Source organism: Clostridium sp. FS41, from assembly GCF_000954015.1.
Classification (GTDB): Bacteria; Bacillota; Clostridia; order Lachnospirales; family Lachnospiraceae; genus Enterocloster; species Enterocloster citroniae.
Map to the genome: position 1 here is coordinate 251,761 of NZ_JYHN01000062.1, position 20,672 is coordinate 272,432.

General features: G+C 48.7%; 18 protein-coding genes. 1 reads left to right on the forward strand and 17 read right to left on the reverse strand.

What is annotated here, in order from left to right; genetic code table 11:
- Nucleotide 1: 1 nt before the first annotated feature.
- From CLFS41_RS17755 to CLFS41_RS17785, 7 genes are all read right to left on the reverse strand, one after another.
- Entirely contained in the window at nucleotides 2-1,075 is a 1,074-nt protein-coding gene (locus tag CLFS41_RS17755; RefSeq protein ID WP_045093025.1) for a hypothetical protein, read from the reverse strand.
- Between the two features lie 44 nt (nucleotides 1,076-1,119).
- Nucleotides 1,120-2,436, reverse strand: a complete 1,317-nt coding sequence (locus CLFS41_RS17760; RefSeq protein WP_045093026.1) for an SPFH domain-containing protein — start codon at nucleotides 2,434-2,436, stop codon at nucleotides 1,120-1,122.
- Nucleotides 2,423-3,361, reverse strand: a complete 939-nt coding sequence (locus tag CLFS41_RS17765) for an ABC transporter permease subunit (protein WP_007861902.1) — start codon at nucleotides 3,359-3,361, stop codon at nucleotides 2,423-2,425. The genes CLFS41_RS17760 and CLFS41_RS17765 overlap by 14 nt, the downstream gene beginning before the upstream one ends.
- Complete coding sequence (locus CLFS41_RS17770) at nucleotides 3,339-4,301, reverse strand: ABC transporter ATP-binding protein (RefSeq protein ID WP_007861904.1); 963 nt, start codon at nucleotides 4,299-4,301, stop codon at nucleotides 3,339-3,341. The genes CLFS41_RS17765 and CLFS41_RS17770 overlap by 23 nt, the downstream gene beginning before the upstream one ends.
- Nucleotides 4,301-6,877 (reverse strand): DUF4350 domain-containing protein, encoded by a 2,577-nt coding sequence (locus tag CLFS41_RS17775; protein ID WP_045093027.1) that lies wholly within the window; start codon nucleotides 6,875-6,877, stop codon nucleotides 4,301-4,303. Before CLFS41_RS17775 ends, CLFS41_RS17770 begins: the two co-directional genes overlap by 1 nt.
- Before the next feature lie 71 nt (nucleotides 6,878-6,948).
- Nucleotides 6,949-8,085 carry a HAMP domain-containing sensor histidine kinase gene (locus CLFS41_RS17780; protein WP_007861908.1) on the reverse strand — a complete coding sequence of 379 codons (1,137 nt, stop codon included), beginning with the start codon at nucleotides 8,083-8,085 and terminating at the stop codon, nucleotides 6,949-6,951.
- Nucleotides 8,075-8,779, reverse strand: a complete 705-nt coding sequence (locus CLFS41_RS17785; RefSeq protein WP_007861910.1) for a response regulator transcription factor — start codon at nucleotides 8,777-8,779, stop codon at nucleotides 8,075-8,077. The genes CLFS41_RS17780 and CLFS41_RS17785 overlap by 11 nt, the downstream gene beginning before the upstream one ends.
- 306 nt (nucleotides 8,780-9,085) lie before the next feature.
- On the opposite strand from CLFS41_RS17785, the gene CLFS41_RS17790 reads away from it, so the two are divergent.
- Nucleotides 9,086-9,919, forward strand: a complete 834-nt coding sequence (locus tag CLFS41_RS17790) for an MBL fold metallo-hydrolase (RefSeq protein ID WP_242856888.1) — start codon at nucleotides 9,086-9,088, stop codon at nucleotides 9,917-9,919.
- Nucleotides 9,920-10,024: 105 nt separating this feature from the next.
- On the opposite strand, the gene CLFS41_RS17795 is transcribed toward CLFS41_RS17790, so the two are convergent.
- From CLFS41_RS17795 to CLFS41_RS17840, 10 genes are all read right to left on the reverse strand, one after another.
- Nucleotides 10,025-11,545, reverse strand: coding sequence for an amino acid adenylation domain-containing protein (locus CLFS41_RS17795; protein WP_045093029.1), 1,521 nt, complete (start codon nucleotides 11,543-11,545; stop codon nucleotides 10,025-10,027).
- Nucleotides 11,526-12,536 (reverse strand): electron transfer flavoprotein subunit alpha/FixB family protein, encoded by a 1,011-nt coding sequence (locus CLFS41_RS17800; RefSeq protein WP_045093030.1) that lies wholly within the window; start codon nucleotides 12,534-12,536, stop codon nucleotides 11,526-11,528. The genes CLFS41_RS17795 and CLFS41_RS17800 overlap by 20 nt, the downstream gene beginning before the upstream one ends.
- Before the next feature lie 21 nt (nucleotides 12,537-12,557).
- Nucleotides 12,558-13,343 carry an electron transfer flavoprotein subunit beta gene (etfB, locus tag CLFS41_RS17805; RefSeq protein WP_007861918.1) on the reverse strand — a complete coding sequence of 262 codons (786 nt, stop codon included), beginning with the start codon at nucleotides 13,341-13,343 and terminating at the stop codon, nucleotides 12,558-12,560.
- A gap of 19 nt (nucleotides 13,344-13,362) precedes the next feature.
- Nucleotides 13,363-14,496, reverse strand: a complete 1,134-nt coding sequence (locus CLFS41_RS17810) for an acyl-CoA dehydrogenase family protein (protein ID WP_045093031.1) — start codon at nucleotides 14,494-14,496, stop codon at nucleotides 13,363-13,365.
- A 34-nt stretch (nucleotides 14,497-14,530) separates the two neighbouring features.
- Nucleotides 14,531-15,076 carry a hypothetical protein gene (locus CLFS41_RS30445; protein WP_007861922.1) on the reverse strand — a complete coding sequence of 182 codons (546 nt, stop codon included), beginning with the start codon at nucleotides 15,074-15,076 and terminating at the stop codon, nucleotides 14,531-14,533.
- 222 nt (nucleotides 15,077-15,298) lie between these two features.
- The gene (locus CLFS41_RS17820; protein WP_045093032.1) at nucleotides 15,299-16,720 is read right to left on the reverse strand and encodes a sigma-54-dependent Fis family transcriptional regulator; all 1,422 of its coding nucleotides are present in this window, start codon (nucleotides 16,718-16,720) and stop codon (nucleotides 15,299-15,301) included.
- 213 nt (nucleotides 16,721-16,933) lie between these two features.
- Entirely contained in the window at nucleotides 16,934-17,770 is an 837-nt protein-coding gene (locus CLFS41_RS17825) for an SDR family oxidoreductase (protein ID WP_045093033.1), read from the reverse strand.
- 15 nt (nucleotides 17,771-17,785) lie between these two features.
- A complete protein-coding gene (locus tag CLFS41_RS17830; RefSeq protein WP_007861928.1) occupies nucleotides 17,786-18,496 on the reverse strand; it encodes a hypothetical protein in 711 nt (236 codons plus the stop codon).
- A gap of 10 nt (nucleotides 18,497-18,506) precedes the next feature.
- On the reverse strand, nucleotides 18,507-19,247 hold the full coding sequence (locus tag CLFS41_RS17835) for a DUF5058 family protein (RefSeq protein ID WP_007861929.1): 741 nt from the start codon (nucleotides 19,245-19,247) through the stop codon (nucleotides 18,507-18,509).
- Nucleotides 19,248-19,306: 59 nt separating this feature from the next.
- Complete coding sequence (locus tag CLFS41_RS17840; protein WP_007861931.1) at nucleotides 19,307-20,596, reverse strand: CoA transferase; 1,290 nt, start codon at nucleotides 20,594-20,596, stop codon at nucleotides 19,307-19,309.
- Between the last annotated feature and the right edge of the window lie 76 nt (nucleotides 20,597-20,672).

Consider the following 20,672-nt stretch of genomic DNA (forward strand, 5'->3'; position numbering starts at 1 on the left):
ATCACAGCAGATACCCTCCTATCAGAAACAGAATGCACAGCGGCAGGAAAATGGACAGGAACAGTCTAGCCAGCTTCCTGTTGTCCACAGGCAGCTGACCGCAGACTTTGCCGGTCTGGCCATTGAGGGCAAAGTAATAGATCTTGCCTCTTGCCTTGTCATTATAGGTCAGAGTCCACACCGGAAGCAGGGCATAACTCCATTCTTCTTCCCTGAATTGGGCATCCTTTCGCCGGATCTGCAGGGAATTATAAGAACCTGCCTGGGACTGGAGGCTTTGAAGGGCAAATGTCTTGACCTCGGTCTTCACATCCGTGACAAACTGGTCCTTTTCCATATCCCTGTTCTCTGCCATAAAGCCTGACAGATATCCCATGGAAAACGGCTTCTTTTCCTCCATCCGAAAGGGCAGCACCCCGTCTATAAGCTGCCTGTTTGCCTTTCTCAGTCCGTTTCTGGCCACATTATCCACATCCATGGTCCCCTGGCGCTGGATGTCATAGACTTGGGTCTCCGTGTAACGCATATTGCCGGTATCCCACGTCCTCAGCTTTTTCCCCTGGGCGTCCAGCACGCCGTCCACCTTGCAGCCGTAGAGCCAGTAGGGGAAATATACCCCTGTCATGCTCTCCACCTGTTTACTGGAATAAAATTCATCCACGACATACTTTTTCTTCTTGATCCACTGGGCAAATATCTCCTTCGCCTTGTCTCTGTCGATCTGAAAGGGGATCACATGATCAGGGGCGAATTCCCCGGACAGCCGCCCTGACAGTACCACGGGATTGTGGCAGTAATAGCAGAATGTGGCCGCCGTGGTCTCATCCGTCACGATCTGCGCCCCGCAGCTGGGACAATTATACAGCACGGCCTGGCTGTGTTCCTGATTCTGGCTGTGTTCCTGATCCTGGCTGTACTCCGGCTCCCGGCCGTGATCCGGCCCCTGGCTGTATTCCTGATCCAACTCCTCCTGGGTAAAGTTGGAGAGACAAAATTCGCAGTGGTATTTCTGGGACGAAGGGTCGAAGACCAGACCTCCATCGCAGTTTGGGCATTTATATGTTATAACTCCCATCTGTTATCTCCTGTAAGCATGATATGTGATGCAGCCGGATCAGCCTATGGTCTTGGCTTCCCGCATTCACTGCAGAACTTGCCCGTATTGGTGGTGCCGCAGCTGCAGGTCCATCCCCCCGCCGGTCTTGGACTTCCGCACTCGCCGCAGAATTTGCCTGTATTGGCAGTGCCGCAGTTGGTGCAGTACCAGCTGTCCGGCCCACTGTGAGCGCCTGAAGCCGTGCTTCCCATGGGCTGTGCTCCCGCGGCCGGAGTTCCCATGGCCGGAGTTCCCATGGCCGGAGTTCCCATGGCCTGGGCTCCCGCTCCCTGGTTTCCCATGGACTGGCCGCCGCCATTTCCCTGCATCTGCCCGGCCTGGTTCATCTGCATCTGCTGCATATTGGTGTTGGATGCAGCTCCCATAAAGCCGCCTCCGGTCTGCATGCCAAATCCCATGCCCATGAAGCCTGCCAGGGAACCTGCGGAATTGCCTCCCGCGTTCTTTAGTCCCTCAGCAATGGTGCTCTGCACATATCCCTCGCGGATGCCCGGGTCCCCCATCATGGCGCCCTTGTTCCTTAAGTTGATCAGGTTCTGGGACTCCTCATCATAGGTGATGCTGGCAATACCCACGGCCTGAATCTCCATGCCCCTGAGCTTGTTCCACTCCTCATCCAGGGTGTCCGCCATATACCGTCCCAGCTCCCTGCTCTTGGAGGTCACAAAGGAAATTCTGGTGCCGTCCGCGGACATCTGGTTTACCGATGTTTGGAATGCCTCCAGGAACTCGGACAGATACTGCTCATTCACGGAATCGATCTCCACCTTGTCCGCATTCTTGGGGATCACCTCAGCGTAAAACTTAAGCGGGTCCGTCACCTTGATGGAATAAGTCCCATGAGCCCGCAAAAACAGCTCCGCATTGTAGAAGTTGTCAAAATAATTGATCGGATTGCGGGTGCCGAACTTGATCCCCTTGATCTCCTGGAGATTGATATAATAAACCTTCTGAGCCCCGGGTGTTATGCCGCCAAACCGGATCCTGTTAAAGGATTCCTTTAATGCCTCCCCAAACTGGCCGTTAAACATGGAGGGCGCGGATGAGTGGTCAATGGTGTAGTAACCCTCCTCCGCAGTATAGTCCACCACCTTGCCTCCGTCCACCAGCATCATAAACTGGTTCGGATACACGTGGATCACGGATCCGTTGGACACAAGGTCGGAGGATCCCTTTGTGTTGGATCCCTTTCCCCTGCGCACCTGTACCCCGCGCACAAAGACGGTCTTGTCTCCCATATCATCAGGTTCCACGGCCTCCAGCCATTGGTCTGCCAGAACTCCCCCTATTGCGGATGTAACTGCTTTAATAATTCCCATGATTTACCCCTTTCTTGCCATTCTTACGCCTGCGCTTTACAGGCTCTACGCACCTGACCGCTATATAGATCATCAGGATCGCCAGCGCCAGCTGGATCAGGATACTCACCATAATCCAATTGTCCGTTATAAAATTTGTGGTCGTCATGCCAAAATAGCTTCTTATTTTGGTCAGCGGCGCGCTTCCCCCCACCTGGCCGTTGAGAATGGCCAAAAAGGTGGCCGCCGGGTTCAGAAGCAAAAGATAAAATGCTCCGCCGGAAGTGGCCTTTACCGCGTTTTCCCCAAATCCGTATGCCGCCACGGAGTTATTGATATTCATGGAGGAAAGGGACAGGGTGAATTTGTTGATAAAGTAAGTCCCGGCCACCACGGCTACCAGTACCCCGTAGGTTACCACCGTGGATATGGTGGAGCGCTTAAACAGCGCTGAGAAACACAGCCCCACGCTGCCTGCAAAAAAGGCCACTGTGATGTAGCACAAAAGCAGGGAAACCGCATCTCCCCAGGTGATGCCCCCGTACACAAACACCATGGCCACTGCCGGGAAGCTGGATACGATCAGGAGCAGAAGGGTGCTGAGTGCACTCATCAGTTTTCCTATCACCACCTGGAACGCAGTCATCTGGGTGGTCAGCATCAGCTCCAGGGTCTGGCGTTCCCGCTCCCCGCTGATACTGGAGGCGGTCACGGCCGGCACAATGAACATCAGCAGTATAAATTCAATGGTGGTCACAAACTCATACATATCCATAAAGCTGCTGTACTGAATGGCAGCCGTTGTCCTGACCTGGGCCACGGCAGAATACATATTAAGAAGTGTTACCAGGGACAGGATACCGTTAAACAAAAGGATGATCACAGGAAGCCTCACGCTTCTGGAATTCACCTTCATCTCACGGCTAAAAACCGGATTCCGCATCATATGACACCACCACCTTTTCTTCTTCATGTTCTGTCAGCTGCATGAACACTGACTCCAGGCTGCCCTTTTCCCTGGTAAACCCATTGACCAGCACATCACTGTCAATGAGCTGCTGGAGCAGCAGGGCCTCATCCTGGGCATCCCCGCTAAAGCGCACACAGATATCCTGTTCCCGGAGGGAAATGGTCTGTACGCAGGGATGGCTCTTGAGAATGGACAGGGCCTTTTCCAGGTTGCTGAAAACCGTTATCACCAGCGGGTTGGATGTGTTGACCCTGGAAAGGATATCGTCAATGTTCCCCTCCAGCACCATCCTGCCCTGGTCTATGATCCCAATATCCGTACACAGCTCCGACAATTCCGACAGCACGTGGGAGCTGATGACAATGGTCTTGCCGGACTCCTGCAGCTCCTTTAATATTTCCTTGAATTCAAACCTGGTCCTTGGGTCCAGACCCGAGGTAGGCTCGTCCAGTATCAGTATGGACGGATCGTGGATCAGGGCCCTTGCCAGGCACAGCCTCTGCTTCATGCCCCGCGAAAGACCGTCCACATAAAAATCCAGCTTATCCTCCAGGCCCACCTGCTCCAGCAGGGCCGTATACCGTTTTCTGGCCACAAGCCCGTCCAGGTGGTGGCAGGAGGCAAAAAATTCCATGTATTCCGACACTGTAAGGTTGTCGTAGACCCCGAAAAAATCCGGCACATATCCGATCCTGGCCTTCAGGTCCTTAAGGTCCCTTAAGGCATTGATCCCGTCTATGGTGATCTTGCCCTCATCTGCCGTGAGCAGGCCTGCCATGATCTTAATGGTAGTGGTCTTTCCGGCACCATTGGGCCCCACAAATCCGTACAGGGCACCTGAGGATACATTCATGTCCAGGCCGCTTAGGGCATGGTACTTACCGTATATCTTATGTAATCCTTTGATCTCCAGCATTATTTACTCCTCCCTGTAACGGTCAGCACGGGCAGCATGATATTCCAGGTATAGTCACCGGTCGCGTCATATACATATTTTACAGTCAGCGTATTGCCTGGTGATAAATAGGGCTCCAGATCCTCCCTGACATATTCTGTGACATTGGTATCAAAGGAATCATAGCTTCCCGTGTTGTAATTATAGAAATACATGTTTCCGCTGAAGGGCACCGTGTAATAATACCGCATGCTCTTGGCAACCTCATCACTGAGATGATAGAAGTTCAGTTTTTCCACCTCTATATTATTCCCCAGATAGTATTCCAGCATAACAGGCGACATTCCATACATGGTATTATTCTGCGCGTAGTATTCTCCGGACAGCACATTGGGCTGCTTCTGCATGGCGGACTGGTAGATCATCCCATCCTTCTCATAATTCACATCAATGGATGAGGTGAGCAGGGTGGAACCATATGTCTCATACCCTGATGATTTTAAAAATCCAGTCTCGTCCTTATCCTTGCTGAACGCCACCACCCTGGCCTCGGAATGATATCCGGACAGATAGTTGCTCATATAGAAGGAGAGCAGGTTGGTCCTTTCCAGCGCCCCCACATAGGCGGCATCCCCAATATCCTTATCCTCTTTATACCTGGAAGCCCCGGTGATCTGCTCCGCCATGGCATAACCGAAATTGGTGGCCCCATATACCATCTTCATATCATCCAGGTCCAGGGTCTCACCCGGATCCATATGGCCCACATACATCATCTGGTTGTACAGGAGGATGGCTACATTTTCCACTTCCTTGCTGTAATTATTAGTAAGGGTACCTGTCACCTTGCCGTCAAAGCAGTTGATATCCCCTGTGAACCCCACTCCCTCCTGATTGGAGGTGTGCTTTTCCATCATAAAGAATTTGGAGTTGAACGCCCCTACATTATCGGCTTTGATGCTGGTCCCGTCCTTGCCGTAATGGATGGTGATGGCGGGCGGCTCCTCCCCTGTGAACTTGGGGACAGGCGTCATGTTGTAGTAGACATTTCCCGTAAGGGGATAAAGGGTGTAATCCTGGTTCAGATTGACAAAATACGGCTTATTATAAGGCGCCCTCATATTGATAAAGGTGGTCTCCGACACGCCCTCACTGTCCGCGTCCTGAATGGAGGCATAGGTGAAAAACGGGCCCGTGAACCTGGTGGTCATTCCCATGAGAAGGACCATTCCCGTACAGCACAGGGAGAGGATCCCCACGGAAGGCATGTAATAGCGCAGCATTCCCCGGTGTTTCATGAAAAAGTAGAGGCCCGGCCCGGCCAGGACCACATAGGCCACTGCCAGGGTCACATACAGCCCCACCTTTGGAAGTTTGGTAAGGTTTCCTGTATTGATCAGGGACTGTACAGACCAGTACTGGTTATAGTTGCCCCCGTCCATGGCGCTGCTCAGGCTGTTGATCCGGCTCTCTCCCAGCAGGGTGGCAAAGAGATTGTCTATATAGGAGATATTCTGCTGGCAAAACTCCCCGATATCCGCGAAGTCATACATGGATACGGCAACGATCCCCTTTCCCGCAGAAACGGAGGAGAGCACGGACAGTTCATCGCTGGAAAGCACCTCGCTGCCGCCCTTTAACAGCACATCCGTACAAGTGAGGGGAATGGAAGCGCCTTCCGGCCCATCCACCGCATACTCCACCCCCATATTGATCACATACTGGTCGGGCTGCGGCACCGGCTCCTCCAGTATATCGCCTGCAAAGGCCCTAAGAGTCTCACTTCCCCTGGCCCCTGTTCCTATGAGCAGTACGCCCCCCTTCTGCACCCAGTCCCATACGGCCTGGATCTGCTGGCCGGAAAGCCTGCCTGTATCAAAGTCAGATATAAGAAGCACGTCCAGCTGGTCCAGCCCCAGTTCGCTGGAAGGCAGGGTGGCGGCAGTCATTTCAATGGACCTGGTGCGCAGGGTACTGTAATTGATCCCCACCCCATTGAGATACAGAAGCTTTTCAGGATCATCGCTGAGAACACCGATAAAAAGCTCCGCCGTATCCATGTTCAGGTTCAGCTTCAGCCGTTTCTGCCCCACCTGGTTCCCGCTCTCATCCAGCAGGCGGACATACATCTGATCCACCCTGGCCCCCAGGGAGACGCTGAGCATCTCCGTGACGCTGCCCGAGGCAGGTATCTCCATCGGATACTCATACCGGTATACATCATAGTCCAGATCCATACTGTATCCCTGAAGATCGCTTTCCATGGCCAGTACACACAGGGTTCCCGTAAATGCCCGGTCCGCAGTATTTTTAAGGTCCACCCTAAGGGGCAGGAAACGTCCGCTCTTAGCAATGTTCTTATACCCGTACACCACATCCATGGTAATGGGGGAGGCTGTAAGCCCCTCCTCCGGCAGCGTATCCTGGGGCGCTTCCCGGTCCGCTTCCCGGGCCGTGTCCTTGGCCGTGTCCCGGCCCATGTCCTGAGCCGTTTCCCCTGCGGCCCCAAAAGCCTGTACGGTCATGGCCGCTGCCAGAATTAAGCCAAAAAGGGAGCTTTTCAGCACCCTTTTTATATTCCTTGGAAATATCCTCATGTTACAAGTCCTCATTGTACTCTCCCGGGGCGTGTCTCATCATTTATTCCCACAATCCTTACGCCCGAATATCAGTTAATCGTTCCAAAGTTCTCTTTGTTAATATCAAAATGTACCTGCAGCTTCACAGTGAACACGGTTCCGTTAAGATCACTGGCCACCTGGATGGTGCCGCCGTGCATGTCCACGATCTCCTTTGCAATGGCAAGGCCCAGGCCCGTACCTCCCGTGGTGCTGGAACGGGACTGCTCCACCCGGTAAAATTTGTTAAATATAAGGGGCAGCTCATCCGGCGGGATCACATAACCGTAGTTAGTAACGGACACGGTCACCAATTCATCATCCGCATGCAGCTTTACCAGCACGCGCTTTCCGTCCGCCCCATACTTAATGGCATTGCCGATCAGGTTGTCAAACAGCCTGGCCAGCAGATTTCCGTCCGCGGTGATGATTTTGGCCGGAACATTGCTCTGAAGGTCATAGGAAAGGTTCTTTTCCACAAAGTTAGGATAAGCCTCCTCCAAAAGCTGTCCCAGCAGCTTCACCACGTCCAGCTGAGCCACATGCATGGAAATCTTCCCATAGTTCAGCTTTGTGAATCCGAACAGGTCCTCGATCAGTTTTTCCAGGCGCCTTGCCTTGCCGTATGCGATCTCTATGTATTTGTGCTGCATGTCCGCCGGTATCCTGGTATTGCCGGCCAGCAGTTCCAGGTATCCGATAATGGAGGTCAGCGGAGTCCTGAGATCATGGGCCACATTGGTGATCAGCTCATTCTTGGTCCTCTCCGACTCCCTCTCCTTATCCATAAGTCCCTTGATATCTTCCACCATCTTGTTCAGGTTAGCTGCCATGCTGGAAAACTCATCATCTCCGATCACATCAATGGTGGTGTTTAAATTCCCTTCGGAAATGCTCTGCACCGCATCTGAAATCTTACTGATATACCGTATATAGGGTTCCTGAAGGATCATAAATGTTACGGCAAACAGCGCCAGGCCAAAGATCACATAGACCAGCACCACAGCCACATGATAGTCCAGTACTGCCTGAATCAGGCCGTTCATCCGCCCTGATTCCTCCATGTACCTGGCGATCATGGAAACATTGGTCACCAGAAATATTTCCACCAGACAGGAAATAATGGCACTGTATATGATATTGGTAATGACCCGCGTGTGATATCGCCTGCTCATGTCACTTTTCAATTTTGTATCCTACTCCCCATACAGTGGTAATGATCTTATTCTGTCTGGTGTCTTCCTTCATCTTGCCCCTCAGGCGTCTGATATGTACCATTACCGTGTTGTTGGCTTCATATACCTTCTCATTCCAAACACGCTCAAAGATCTCATCCGTACTGAATACCTTTCCGGGATTGGATGCCAGAAGGTACAGAATATCAAATTCAATGGGAGTGAGCTTAATCTCCTCATCATCCACCACCACCTTGTGATTGTCCTTGTTGATGATCATTCCCTTGATGGTGATCTCATTATTGGTCTTGTCCTGGGCCGCGCTGTTGGGATTTAGCTGTGTATAGCGGCGCAGATGGGATTTGACCCTGGCGGTCAGCTCCAGGGGATTAAAAGGCTTCACCACATAATCGTCCGCCCCTGTTCCCAGTCCCAGTATCTTATCCAGATCCGTGGACTTGGCGCTGAGCATGATAATGGGAATATTATTGGTCTCCCTGATCTTCTTGCACATCTCAAGTCCGTTCATTCCCGGCATCATGATATCCAAAAGCACCAGATGGATGTCCTCCTTTGTAAGGATCTCCAGTCCCTTGGCAGCATTTTCCGCCTTAAACACTTTATAGCCATCGCTGACAAGATAAATTTCAATCAGATCCGCAATCTCTTTTTCATCATCTACAACCAAGATATTAATATCGGGCATGATATCCCCTCCTCTTACGTTAACTTATATGTATGCCATGCAGCGCTTATTTTATGCCGCATTGAACCTTAATACCTATTCTAACATAATACATCAAGGTTTTCCTTACTTTTTTCTTGAAATATTGTGGGAATTTCTGTTACAATGCATGGTTCTTTCCTCATATACCAAAAGCAGGATACTGTGGTATAATACCGGTATCATAAATATTTCAGTAAAGTGTACGCATTTGTGTTCGGCTGACAAAAAACCAGCCGCAAAGACAGGTGACGGGAAAACTCCGGGAGTACACGAAACTGGCAGGAGGTGGAAGCCATTAAGATCACAACATTAATGGATAATCTCATGGGCGGACGCAAGGACTTTACGGCGGAGCACGGGTTATCCCTCTACGTAGAAACAGGACATACGCGCATCCTATTTGACTTTGGAGCAGGCGCGCACACATTTGAGAATGGACAAAAAATAAAAATACGGCCAGACAGGATCGATTTTGCCGTGTGCAGCCATGGACATTACGACCATGGAGGAGGGTACAGGGAATTTGTTAAAAACGGACTTCAATGCCCTTTGGTGACAGGAAAAGGATTTTTTACAGAAAAGTATGCTGTCAGCGGCATCAAGTCATCCTATCTGGGACCCGGATTTGACCAGGAGTTCCTCACGGAAAACCACATTACTCATATGGAATGCCATGGCCTTACCCCCCTTGCACCCGGCTGCTGGGTCATGGGTGATATACGGCGCACCTATGAGTTTGAGTCCATCCCCGGCAGGTTCGTGCTCCGGGAGCAGGACGCCTGGGTACAGGACAAGTTTTGTGATGAGATCTGCCTGATCATTGAGGAACAGGGGGAGCTGGTGGTGATCGTGGGCTGCAGCCACCCGGGAATCCTGAACATCCTTACCACGGTAAAGGAACATTTTTCACAGCCCATCAAGGCGGTGATCGGGGGAACCCACCTCATGGAAGTGGACGAAGCACGGATCCGTCAGACAGTGGAGATAATGAAGGACATGGGGATCCGTCTTCTGGGATTCAACCACTGCTCCGGAGAACTCTTCAGAAACATGATGGAACAGGAGGAGACTCTCTCCACCGTGTATCTGGGGGCTGGCGACTGCCTGTTCCTGACGTAGGGATACCCTCAGTGGACAAGGAGACTGATGTTTCCTGTTATTTTAAAAGCCATTGGAAGCATAGCACAAACAGCGCTTCCAATGGCTTTTAATAGGTGTGTTACCTTAATATAGTTTTTCCAGTAATTTGTGGTTGTTTAATTCCTTTGGCGGCATGATTGCCTTTCTGTCTATTTTTGAATTTATATTCAAAGGAAATGCATCTAACTGGATCAGGCAGGTGGGGACCATGTAGTACGGGATCTTCTCTTTCATCCGTTCTTTTATGGCCTTCACATCCAGTTTCTTATCCGCGGTAAAATATACGCAGAGGATATTGCATCCGCCCTCGTCCATAAACACCTTTGCCACCACCTCCTTAACAGGCGCGCATTCCATAATTGCCTGCTCTATTGCTGTATTTTCCACGCGGAATCCCCGTATTTTAAAAACATTGTCCTTACGACAGACAAACTGGTAATTGCCATCTTCCAATTCTCTGAGAATATCATTTGTTTTAAATACACGTTCATATCCTGTTTCATCTGAAAACGGATTTTTGATGTAATGGGTTTTTGTAATCTCCGGAAGTTTATAATATCCCCTGCTTACTTGGGCACCGGCCAGCCATAGTTCACCTTCTTCTCCCCGCCGCACCAGCTTCCCGTCATCCGAAACCAGATACCCCTTCAGCCCTGCCTTCAGTTTTCCAACCGGACAGACCTCACCGGAAATCGCATCTGTTATTTCATAATGGGAAATCATGGAACACATCTCTGATGCTCCGTATACATTTAAGACCCTGAAAGGGGCATTTCCCAGATTCCGTACTGTTTCACTTCCCACCAGAAGAAGACGCAGCGGTATCTCCGACAGGTCCATGTTTAATAACTTCCTGGCCATATGAGGAGGCAGAAACGTAATCTTAATATTATGCCTTATATAATATTCCACAAGAGCATTTATATTTCTGCGTATGCCACTTGGAATAATATCGACCACCGAACCGGCGGCCAGTGTTGAATACAGATCGCTGACAGACGCCACAAAGCTAAAACCCGGAAATACCCCAAAATGCTCCCCCTTTTTCAATTCAAACACCTGGAAGTTGTACATTGCGGCAACTACATTCTTGTGTTCCAGCATAACGCCCTTGGGCCTGGATGTGGAACCGGATGTATAGACAATCAATGCTAACCCCTCTGCCTTTGAATAGTCTATCTCCGGAAGATCGTTTTCTTTGTCAATATCCTCCCACCATGCTGGATCCAGTATGATCCTGCATTCACACTCATGCAGTATGCTCTCTTCCCGCGCTTTGGGATATGCCCTGTCGAGGTATACGTAAGCCCCTCCTGCTTTCCATATACCGATCATTCCTGCAACGGTTTCAATGGTCCTGCCGGTGCGGATTGCCACAACTTCCTCCTCACGGATCCCCTGCGCAGCAAGCTTATGCGCCACAGCCTCCGACCATCTCAGAAGCTCTCCATAGGTCACTGTCTGTCCTTCGGAACATACAGCAGCCTGATCGGGATATGCATGGCACGTATCACAAAAAGCGCAGCAAAATGTTTCCCGCATCACCTCATCCTTATGTTCCGCCAAATATTCAGCCCGGCTGGCTTCATTCGTTATTTTTCTCATTTTCAAATGCTTCCGTCAACATTGGAACTATTTCAAAGAGATCCCCCACCAAACCATAATCCGCTATCTCAAAAATCGGTGCCCTTGGGTTTTTATTAACTGCTATGATCATATTGGAAGACTGCATACCGGCCAGGTGCTGGATTGCTCCGGATATGCCGCAGGCGATATAAATCTTAGGTTTAACCGTGGTGCCGGTCTGACCAACCTGGTGGGAATGATCAATCCATCCTGCATCAACTGCCGCTCTGGAAGCGCCCACTACGCCGCCCATGGCATCTGCCAGCTTTTGGATCACCTTAAAACCGTCTGCATTTCCAAGTCCTCTGCCTCCAGATACAATAACATCCGCATCTGTCAGAGAAACAATTTCCTTTGTGCTTTTGACGATCTCCAAAATTTTAGTTCTTACATCTGATTCGCTCAGACTTACCTCCATTCGGATCACTTCGCCTGCTTTAGTATCATCCGGCTCCAGCTTCTGCATTACACCCGGACGCACCGTAGACATTTGTGGACGGTGCTCCGGACACACGATCGTTGCCATCAGGTTTCCTCCAAAGGCCGGCCTTGTCTGCATGATTTTCTTGTCTGCCGGGTCGATCTCCAGCTTTGTGCAGTCCGCCGTCAATCCCGTATTCACCCTTGCGGCAATCCTTGGTGCCAGGTCCCTCCCAATATGGGTGGCGCCATACAGCAGGATTTCAGGCTTATACTGTTCAATAGCATCGGTAATAACCTTAGTATAGCCGTCCGTGGTATAATTTTCAAGAAGGGGGTGTTCTGCGATATACACCTTATCAGCACCGTAACGGATCAATTCCTTTTCCAGCCCGCTGACACTTCCCCCCAATAGAACTGCACACAATTCACATCCTATTTCTCCCGCCAGCCGTTTTCCTTCTCCCAGCAGTTCCCTCACCACAGGTGTAATAACCCCCTGTCTCTGCTCCGCATATACCCATACATTTTTATATTGACTCAAATCCATGGTTTACCTCCTGTTTTCGTTTTAGATGACATGTCTTTCTTTTAAACTGCCTATTAATTGAGCAACCTGGTCCTTGGAAGTCCCATTCAGCATAACTCCGGCTCCCTTTGGTTCCGGTGTAAATGAGCGGAATACCCTTGTGGGTGATGCCTTAAGTCCTACTTTCTCCTGGGGTACATCCAGATCGCTAAATCCCCATACCTTGATATCCTTTTCAAAGGCATTATAAATTCCCTTCATGGTCATATATCTGGGTTTATTTAATTCCTTTACAGCAGTAAGCAAGCACGGCATTTTTACGCTGACAACTTCATATCCATCTTCAAGCTGCCGCTGCACGATCACCTCATTGTCTTTGATCTCAAACCCCTGTACGTATGTAACCTGAGGAATCCCAAGTTTTTCGGATATCTGCGGACCTACCTGCGCAGTGTCTCCATCAATTGCCTGGCGTCCTGCAAAAATAAGATCAAAATCCCCCACCTTCCTTAAAGCTGATGAGATGGCATTGGAGGTTGCCCATGTATCAGACCCGCCGAACTCCCTTCCGCTTACAAGAACCGCCTCATCTGCTCCCATTGCCAGACATTCCCTCAGCATATCCTCTGCCTGCTGTGGTCCCATGGAAATAACAGTAACCGTCACATTTTCAAATTTATCTTTCAATTTTAACGCCTCTTCCAAGGCATTGGCATCATCCGGATTTAAAATACTCTCCACCCCATCACGGATTAATGTCCCCTTAACAGGGTCTATCTTAACTTCATTCGTATTGGGAACCTGCTTTGCACAAACTAATACTTTCATATGATCCTCCTGTCCTTATTTACTTACCAATTATATGATTTGCAATTACAACTCTCTGTATCTCGGATGTACCTTCGTAAATAGCGACAAGCCGTGCGTCCCTGTACATTCTCTCGATAGGATAATCCTTCATGTACCCATAGCCTCCATGAAGCTGCAATGCCCGGTAGGTGATATCGTTACAGAGATCTCCGCAATAATACTTGGCCATTGCGGCATTTAAAGAATAGGGCTGCCCGGCGTCCTTTAGTTCTGCCGCATGATAGACAAGCTGTCTTCCACACTCAACTTTTGTTGCCATATCCGCAATCTCAAACTGCGTATTCTGCAAACGCGCAATCGGCTTTCCAAACTGCACCCTCTCTTTTACATATTTAACTGCCTCATCCAATGCCCCCTGTGCAATCCCCAGGCCCTGTGTGGCAACCGTAATGCGGCCTGAGTCCAGTGTCTTCATACATATCTTAAATCCCTGCCCCTCCCCGCCAAGCAGGTTTTCTTTAGGCACACGTACATTTTCAAAGATCAAGTCACAGGTTGGCGAACCATGCATGCCCATCTTTTTTTCAATAGCTCCAACGGAAAAACCTTCCCAGCCGGATTCCACAATAAATGCACTGATTCCCTTTACGCCTTTGGCGTTCAGGTCCGTCTTTGCAAATACCGTTACAAAATCACAGTTCGGCCCCTGGGTTATAAAGCATTTGCGCCCATTCAGTATATAGGTATCACCATCCTTTTCTGCTGTCGTGGATATGGCTGACGTATCCGAGCCTGCTCCCGGCTCTGTAACGGCGAATGCACCCACTTTGGTTCCCTCCGCCATTGCCCGGAGATATTTTTGTTTCTGGTCCTCATTGCCGAACATCATCAGCGCTCCGCCGGACAAAGAATTGGGCATCAGTAAAGACGAGGAGCTGGCATCCACTTTTGTAAACTCCTCAGTCACTATGGTAGATGACAAGGTGTCCCCGCCGCATCCTCCATACTCCTTTGGAATTGTAATGGCATGGAATCCCGCCCGTATCACCTTCTCAACCAGTTCTTTTGGATATTCCCCTGTCTCGTCCACCTGCGCCGCAAAAGGCGCAAGTTCGTTCTCCGCAAACTCTTTTGCCAGCTTTTTGATCAATTCATGTTTTTTGCTAAGCATCTTGTTTCCTCCTTGTACAATGAATATATTGATATTAATTTTCTTTAAATATATGGGTTGGCATTTGTTTCAGGTTTTCACTGAATAGCGGGGTAAATTCCATCTGATCCAGAATATCCTTCTGGATATCAGCGCCCGGAGCGATCTCCGTAAGCAAAAGGCCTTCCCCTGTCAGTTCAAACACACACCGCTCTGTCACATAGATGATTTGTCCGCCCTGTTCCAACAATATTCTCCCGTTAAAGGAAATGCTGTCTACCTGACCTACAAACCGTCTCAGGTTTCCTTCTTTTAAAACCTTGATATGGCCTTCGCCTATTTCATATATGGGCTCCTCCCCCGGATGGAGGCCACTGGTAAAAGTAGCGGTAAATACCGCCTTGCCTGCTTTGGCGGCATGTTTCAGCAGTACATCTGGTTCCTGTATCCTTTCTTTATCTGTCTTTATATTAACATTTCCATAAGAATCAATCTGAAATACATTCATTCTTACAGCGCTTTCCTCTGTCAGCTCCATTGCCGCCCTTCTTGCAATTATATTTTCAATGCTCAACAACTCATCGAAACATATTTTCTGCATTTGCCTGACTCCCTTCTGTGCTGATTTTATACAAAACACGGCTCTACCTATAATACTAGCAATCACTATGCCAATTTTGCATCCTGTTAAATAAAAACAGAAAAACAGGCTGCAAAAAGATTTTATTTCTTTCTGCAGCCTGCTGATCCGGCATGTCTTCTTTGTGTATTTAAGGATAGAAAGGATATACTTAGATCTATTCGTTGTATATCTTTTATACAATCATTTTAGCTGATACTTTTCCAGCTTCTCATAAAAGGCACGTCTTGAAAGACCCAGTTCCGAGATTGCCATGCTTTTATTTCCATTGTTCCGCTCCAAAGCTTCCTTTATCATCCTTTTCTCAAGGTTTTCCACCGCCGGTTTCAGCTTGAGCCCATCGGATCCCGCCGTCTCCTCTGTGTAAATATCACCTCTAAGATATTGGGGAAGGTCTTTTATTTCGATCATGTTTCCGGTATGTATGATCATGGCATATTCTATTACATTCTGAAGTTCACGCACATTTCCAGGCCAGTCATATTCGGAAAGGATACAGACAGCTCCCGGTGTCAGGTCTGTATCATCCTCTCCCCCATAATACTTAATAAAATAGCGGACCAACGGCATGATGTCTTCTTTTCTCTGACGAAGAGGAGGAATCATAATGGGAATCACATGCAGCCGGTAGTACAGATCCTGACGGAATTCCTTGTTCTCGATCATCTCCTCCAGATCCCTGTTGGTAGATGCGATTACCCTGACGTCAATGGGGATCGTCTTTGTGCCTCCCACACGTTCCAGCTCACGTTCCTGCAATACGCGCAAAAGCTTTGCCTGCATGGTCAAGCTCATGTCTCCAATCTCGTCCAAAAGAATCGTACTTTTATTAGCCAGCTCAAACTTTCCTAATTTACCGCCCTTTTTAGCCCCTGTAAACGCACCGTCCTCATATCCGAAGAGTTCGCTTTCCAACAGGTTCTCTGGAATTGAGGCGCAGTTGATCTTTACCATTGGAAGATCTTTGCGGTTGCTGGCATTATGAATACATTTTGCCATTACTTCCTTTCCCACACCACTCTCACCCTGGATCAATACAGTACAGTTAGTTGGCGACACCTTTGCCGCCAGACTTAATGTCTTTTGCAGTTCTCTGTTCCGACTGATATAAGACTGGAAGGATATAGGAAGTTCAGAGGCTTCCAGCTGTGAAGAAAGATAACGGATCATTTCTCTGGATTTTTGCAGATGTCTGGTAAGCTCGATCACCTCTGTCACATCCTTAAAGATTGCGCATCCCCCCACCTTTTCCCCTTTGCTGTTAAACAGCGGGATTGCATAACCGATGGAATCCATTTTTAAAGATTTAATATACTCAACTGCCTCAACATCCTGATCCGTCTCAATACTGCATCCCGGCCCTTCAGCCTGCTCCATTACTTTTAACAGCTTTGTGTTCGGCTCAATATCATGCAAGCTTTTTCCAAGGATCTGCTCTGCCTTGATGCCAATCCGTTCTTCATAAAACTGGTTGATATATACAATCGTACCTTCACGGTCAATTATAATGATCGCATCCTGCGCTTTTCCGAGGATATCCAGCAGAACACTCAGCTCCCATGACTTAAAATATTTTGTTGTATATAACCCGGCCTCCAGTGTCATATGTAACTCCTCTCCCCCATCGGCGCTCTCCACGAACCACCATATATTATTTAAGTATAGCTTTTTTCCGCTTCAAATTCAAGCCTGCATGTCAATCTTTTGTCAATCCCCGCCTCCCCTTCCCCTTGCCATTATCCATATCTTTGCATTAAGAAAAGCCCCAGTTGGGGGCTTTTCCTATCCTGTTTTTTATCCTATTTTGGCAGCCTTTGATCAGCGTCCAATTGTCTGTCCGCCATCCAGAACAAGGTAAGATCCTGTCATATAATTGAAACTGTCAGACGCCATGGCCAAAACCGGTCCGGCAACCTCTTCTATTGTGCCCAGACGGCGCAGAGCCGTATTCTTTGCAGACAGGTCATAAACCTTCGACCATCCGCCTGTTTCCGGATCTATAAATACATCCTCGTTTAAAGGAGTTACCACATACCCTGGACAAACAGCCGTCACAGTGATATTTTCCCTGCCCAGTTCATTTGCAAAGGTCTTTGTCAGGGATAAGGCCCCTGCCTTGGATGCCCCATAGGCCACTACTCCAGGACCTCCTACCAGACCGCCTACTGATGCAATATTAATGATCTTTCCCCCCTTTTTCCCGTTCACGGCATTTTGCTTTACCATCTGGGCCGCTGCAGCTTTATCAAACAGGAACATGCCCTTAAGGTTGATATCGACCACATGTTCAAAATTCGCTTCATTGCATTCGTCTGTAAGGATTTTAGCAGTTTTCCCGGAAATTCCTGCATTATTTACAAATACATTCAGTTCGCCAAAGGTATCAATGGTTTTAGAGATTACCATATCAATTTCCTCCTGCTTGCCGGAATCGGCAGGGATCCCAAGGCATTTTCCTCCCTTACAGTAATTCTCATTCAGATCGCGTTCTGCATCTTCTACTTTTGATACAGTACGGGCAGTGATCACAACATTGGCGCCATATGCACAGAAGGCAGCGGCAATCCCAAATCCCAGACCCTGGCTTCCTCCGGTCACTATTACAGTCTTGCCCGTCATATCAAAAGACGGTATGGAAATCTTTCGGTTTGGCATAAAATCATCCTTTCTTTAAATAGACGTTTCAGTTTTCTTCTTAAATGACAGGCGTGCATAGATGATGGAGCCGAATACAGCCAAAAGGGTAACGACCCATGTATGGGATTTGCCAGGAATAAAGCTGAAAGCACCGACTTTAAGCAATACCCAGCCAATAAAGGCTAAAAACATACCGCAACAGAGCATCTTCGGCTGTCCCTTTGTCATTCGTGCCAGAAGGGCTGCATGAAGCGCAGGCAGCACATACCCCAGCGCTACAATAAGGACATTTGGCAGATAGCTAAGCAGAGCCGCTCCGCCGATACAGGCAATGCTCAGTGCCAGCAGGCAGATAGTTGCGGATACGGCGCAGGAAATCGTAACAACAATACCGCCCTCATCAGATCCCAGTTTAACACCTGCCGCATCCTGTGCAATTGCAGCCACGGGTACTTTTAAATTAGCCGTATTACCTGACAGATGGGCCATGTAAATCCCCGGTATTCCTAAGATCGGGAAATACGCAATGGGATCGGAAAACCACATGACGCCTACAACGCTGACAGTTGAAACAAGACCGATTCCCAGTTCAGTCACCCCGGGCACATATCCGAAATACCACATAACCACAGCCACAGGTACAAAGGAGATCAACACAGCATATAGATTGGTGATACGCCCCCATTTAATAACATAAGGGATAAATTCTTTTTTGTACAGACTTGTCTCTCCGTTTTTCATCATTTCCCCCTCCTCATCTAAAGAAAATAAGCGCGATAACCGGCCCTGTCAGCATAGCTATGGTGATTCCCCACTCCCGTACCCATACTGCACCTTTTTTATCTTCCAGAACATTTAAAAGCTTCATTACCACAAATCCCATCACAACACAAACCGCTCGTTTGACAGCAACGGGATTTGTCCAAACAGTTGCCCCATCCACTGTTAAATAGGAAAAATAATGGTCAAATGATAAAAAAGCAAACGCACCGGACATTGCAGCGGCAGATATAACAGGCATCAACTCCACTGTTCCGGCCAGTTTTTTTGTAATCCCATCCAATTTATCGGTAAGAAATGCTGTGGATACCAGCCAGCCCGATGCTCCAAACCACATACAGAAGAAGCTGCAGGCCAATGCATAGCCATCATACCCTTCCCCTCCTAATGTGGTTCCATAAGCTGCAGCGCCAAAACCAGCAGTTGAAAGTTCATATCCCACTGATCCGATAAATCCCAGACGAAGCCATGCAATAGCACCTCCCATTGCCAGTATCAAAGGCAAAACACCAGCTACCACTGACAGAGTCGGCCCTATGGAAGATATAGTTGAAACCTTTGCCACCTCCACAAACTGCTTTTTCGTCATTCCCATCTTAATGCCAACTGAGTATGCCTTTTTTGTAAAAATAAAGGCCTGTATAAAAACCGTGATTACCGCTATTCCACAGGTCGCCCAGACGATTGGGCTATTGGCAACTTCAAGATAACTCATCTTATTACCCTCCCACTTTTTTAGTGTATTGTTTTAGCCAGCATTCATTGACTGTATTTTTAATCAATAATCCCCTTGCCTTTTAAAGCAGCTATATCTTCTGGGGTATAATCAAGGAGTTTTGTCAGAACAGCTTCTGTGTCCTGACCCAGATACGGCGCCCCCCTCCATACCTGTCCTGGTGTTTCTGATAATTTTGGTACAAAACCGAAAGCCGTAATCTCCCGTCCAAGCGTCTGATCCTCATATTTGACCCAGTCGCCGCGCTTTTGCCAATGAGGTTCACTCATAACATCTTCACAGTCAGCGATTACTGCAACGCCTACACGCTGCTCCATCAGCAGATCTGCCGCCTCCTTTGCAGTGTGGGACATAAAGAATTCCTCAAACTTTTTGTCCAACTCCCTGCCAAGACCGCTTTCCAACGCTTCCTTGCTGCCCCCGGCCGCTTCGTAGGTATATACATTGGCATCAAAACCAAATGCCTGAATAACCTTATCAAATGCATTTTTTCCATAAGCGCCCAGATTAATGAATTTTCCATCTTTGGTTGGGAATATCCCTCCCGGCTGATAGGTAGATTGTTTAACCCCCTGCCTCTGCTTTTGGATCCTGCTTTCCGCCCACAGACAATAATTATCATCCATAACACGCATCCAGCTCTCCACCAGGGTAGCATCGATCACCTGTCCCTTTCCCGTTATTTCCCGGCTGCGAAGGGCCATTAATATGCCGTTCACTGCAAACAGGCCTGATAGATAGTCCCCCACATACTGCTGTGCATAATATGGCGGCTTATCCGGGAATCCCTGCAGCAGGCACCATCCGGATTCAGCCTGAGCCAGAGGATCATAACAGGCCCTGGACAGCTGCCTCTCCTCGCCGCCAAAAGCCTCGGTTCCGTACCCGCTCACATGGCATATGATCAGACCGGGGTTAACTTCCAACAGCAGTTCATCCGTTATTCCCAGCTTTTTTACCCAGACCATGTTTTCAATCCACACATCACAGTTCTTAATAAGGGAAAGAAAAATCTCTTTTGCCTCCTCCTTATTAAGATTTGTCTCCAGCATTACGCTAAGTTTATTTCTGGCATTCTGCATCCAGGCCCCACTAATATGACTGCCATCCTCTCCTGCAATCTGTGGTTTCTGGTGGCGTGCAGAATCGCCTCCAACCTTTGCCCGTTCCAGTGCAATCACTTCCGCACCAAAATCACTCATCATAGTCGCGGCAAAGGGAGCCGCCACCACGGATCCATTCAGCAATACCCGTATCCCGGATAACGGACCAAACTCCGGAACAAACATTGGCGCCGGTTTCTTCTTAAGCGTTTCCCATCTGTTCATGTTTTCACTCCTTTTAATTGACATTAATTTGACAATATAATATAGAGCAATTTCTCTGCCAACTTACGGTTAACCC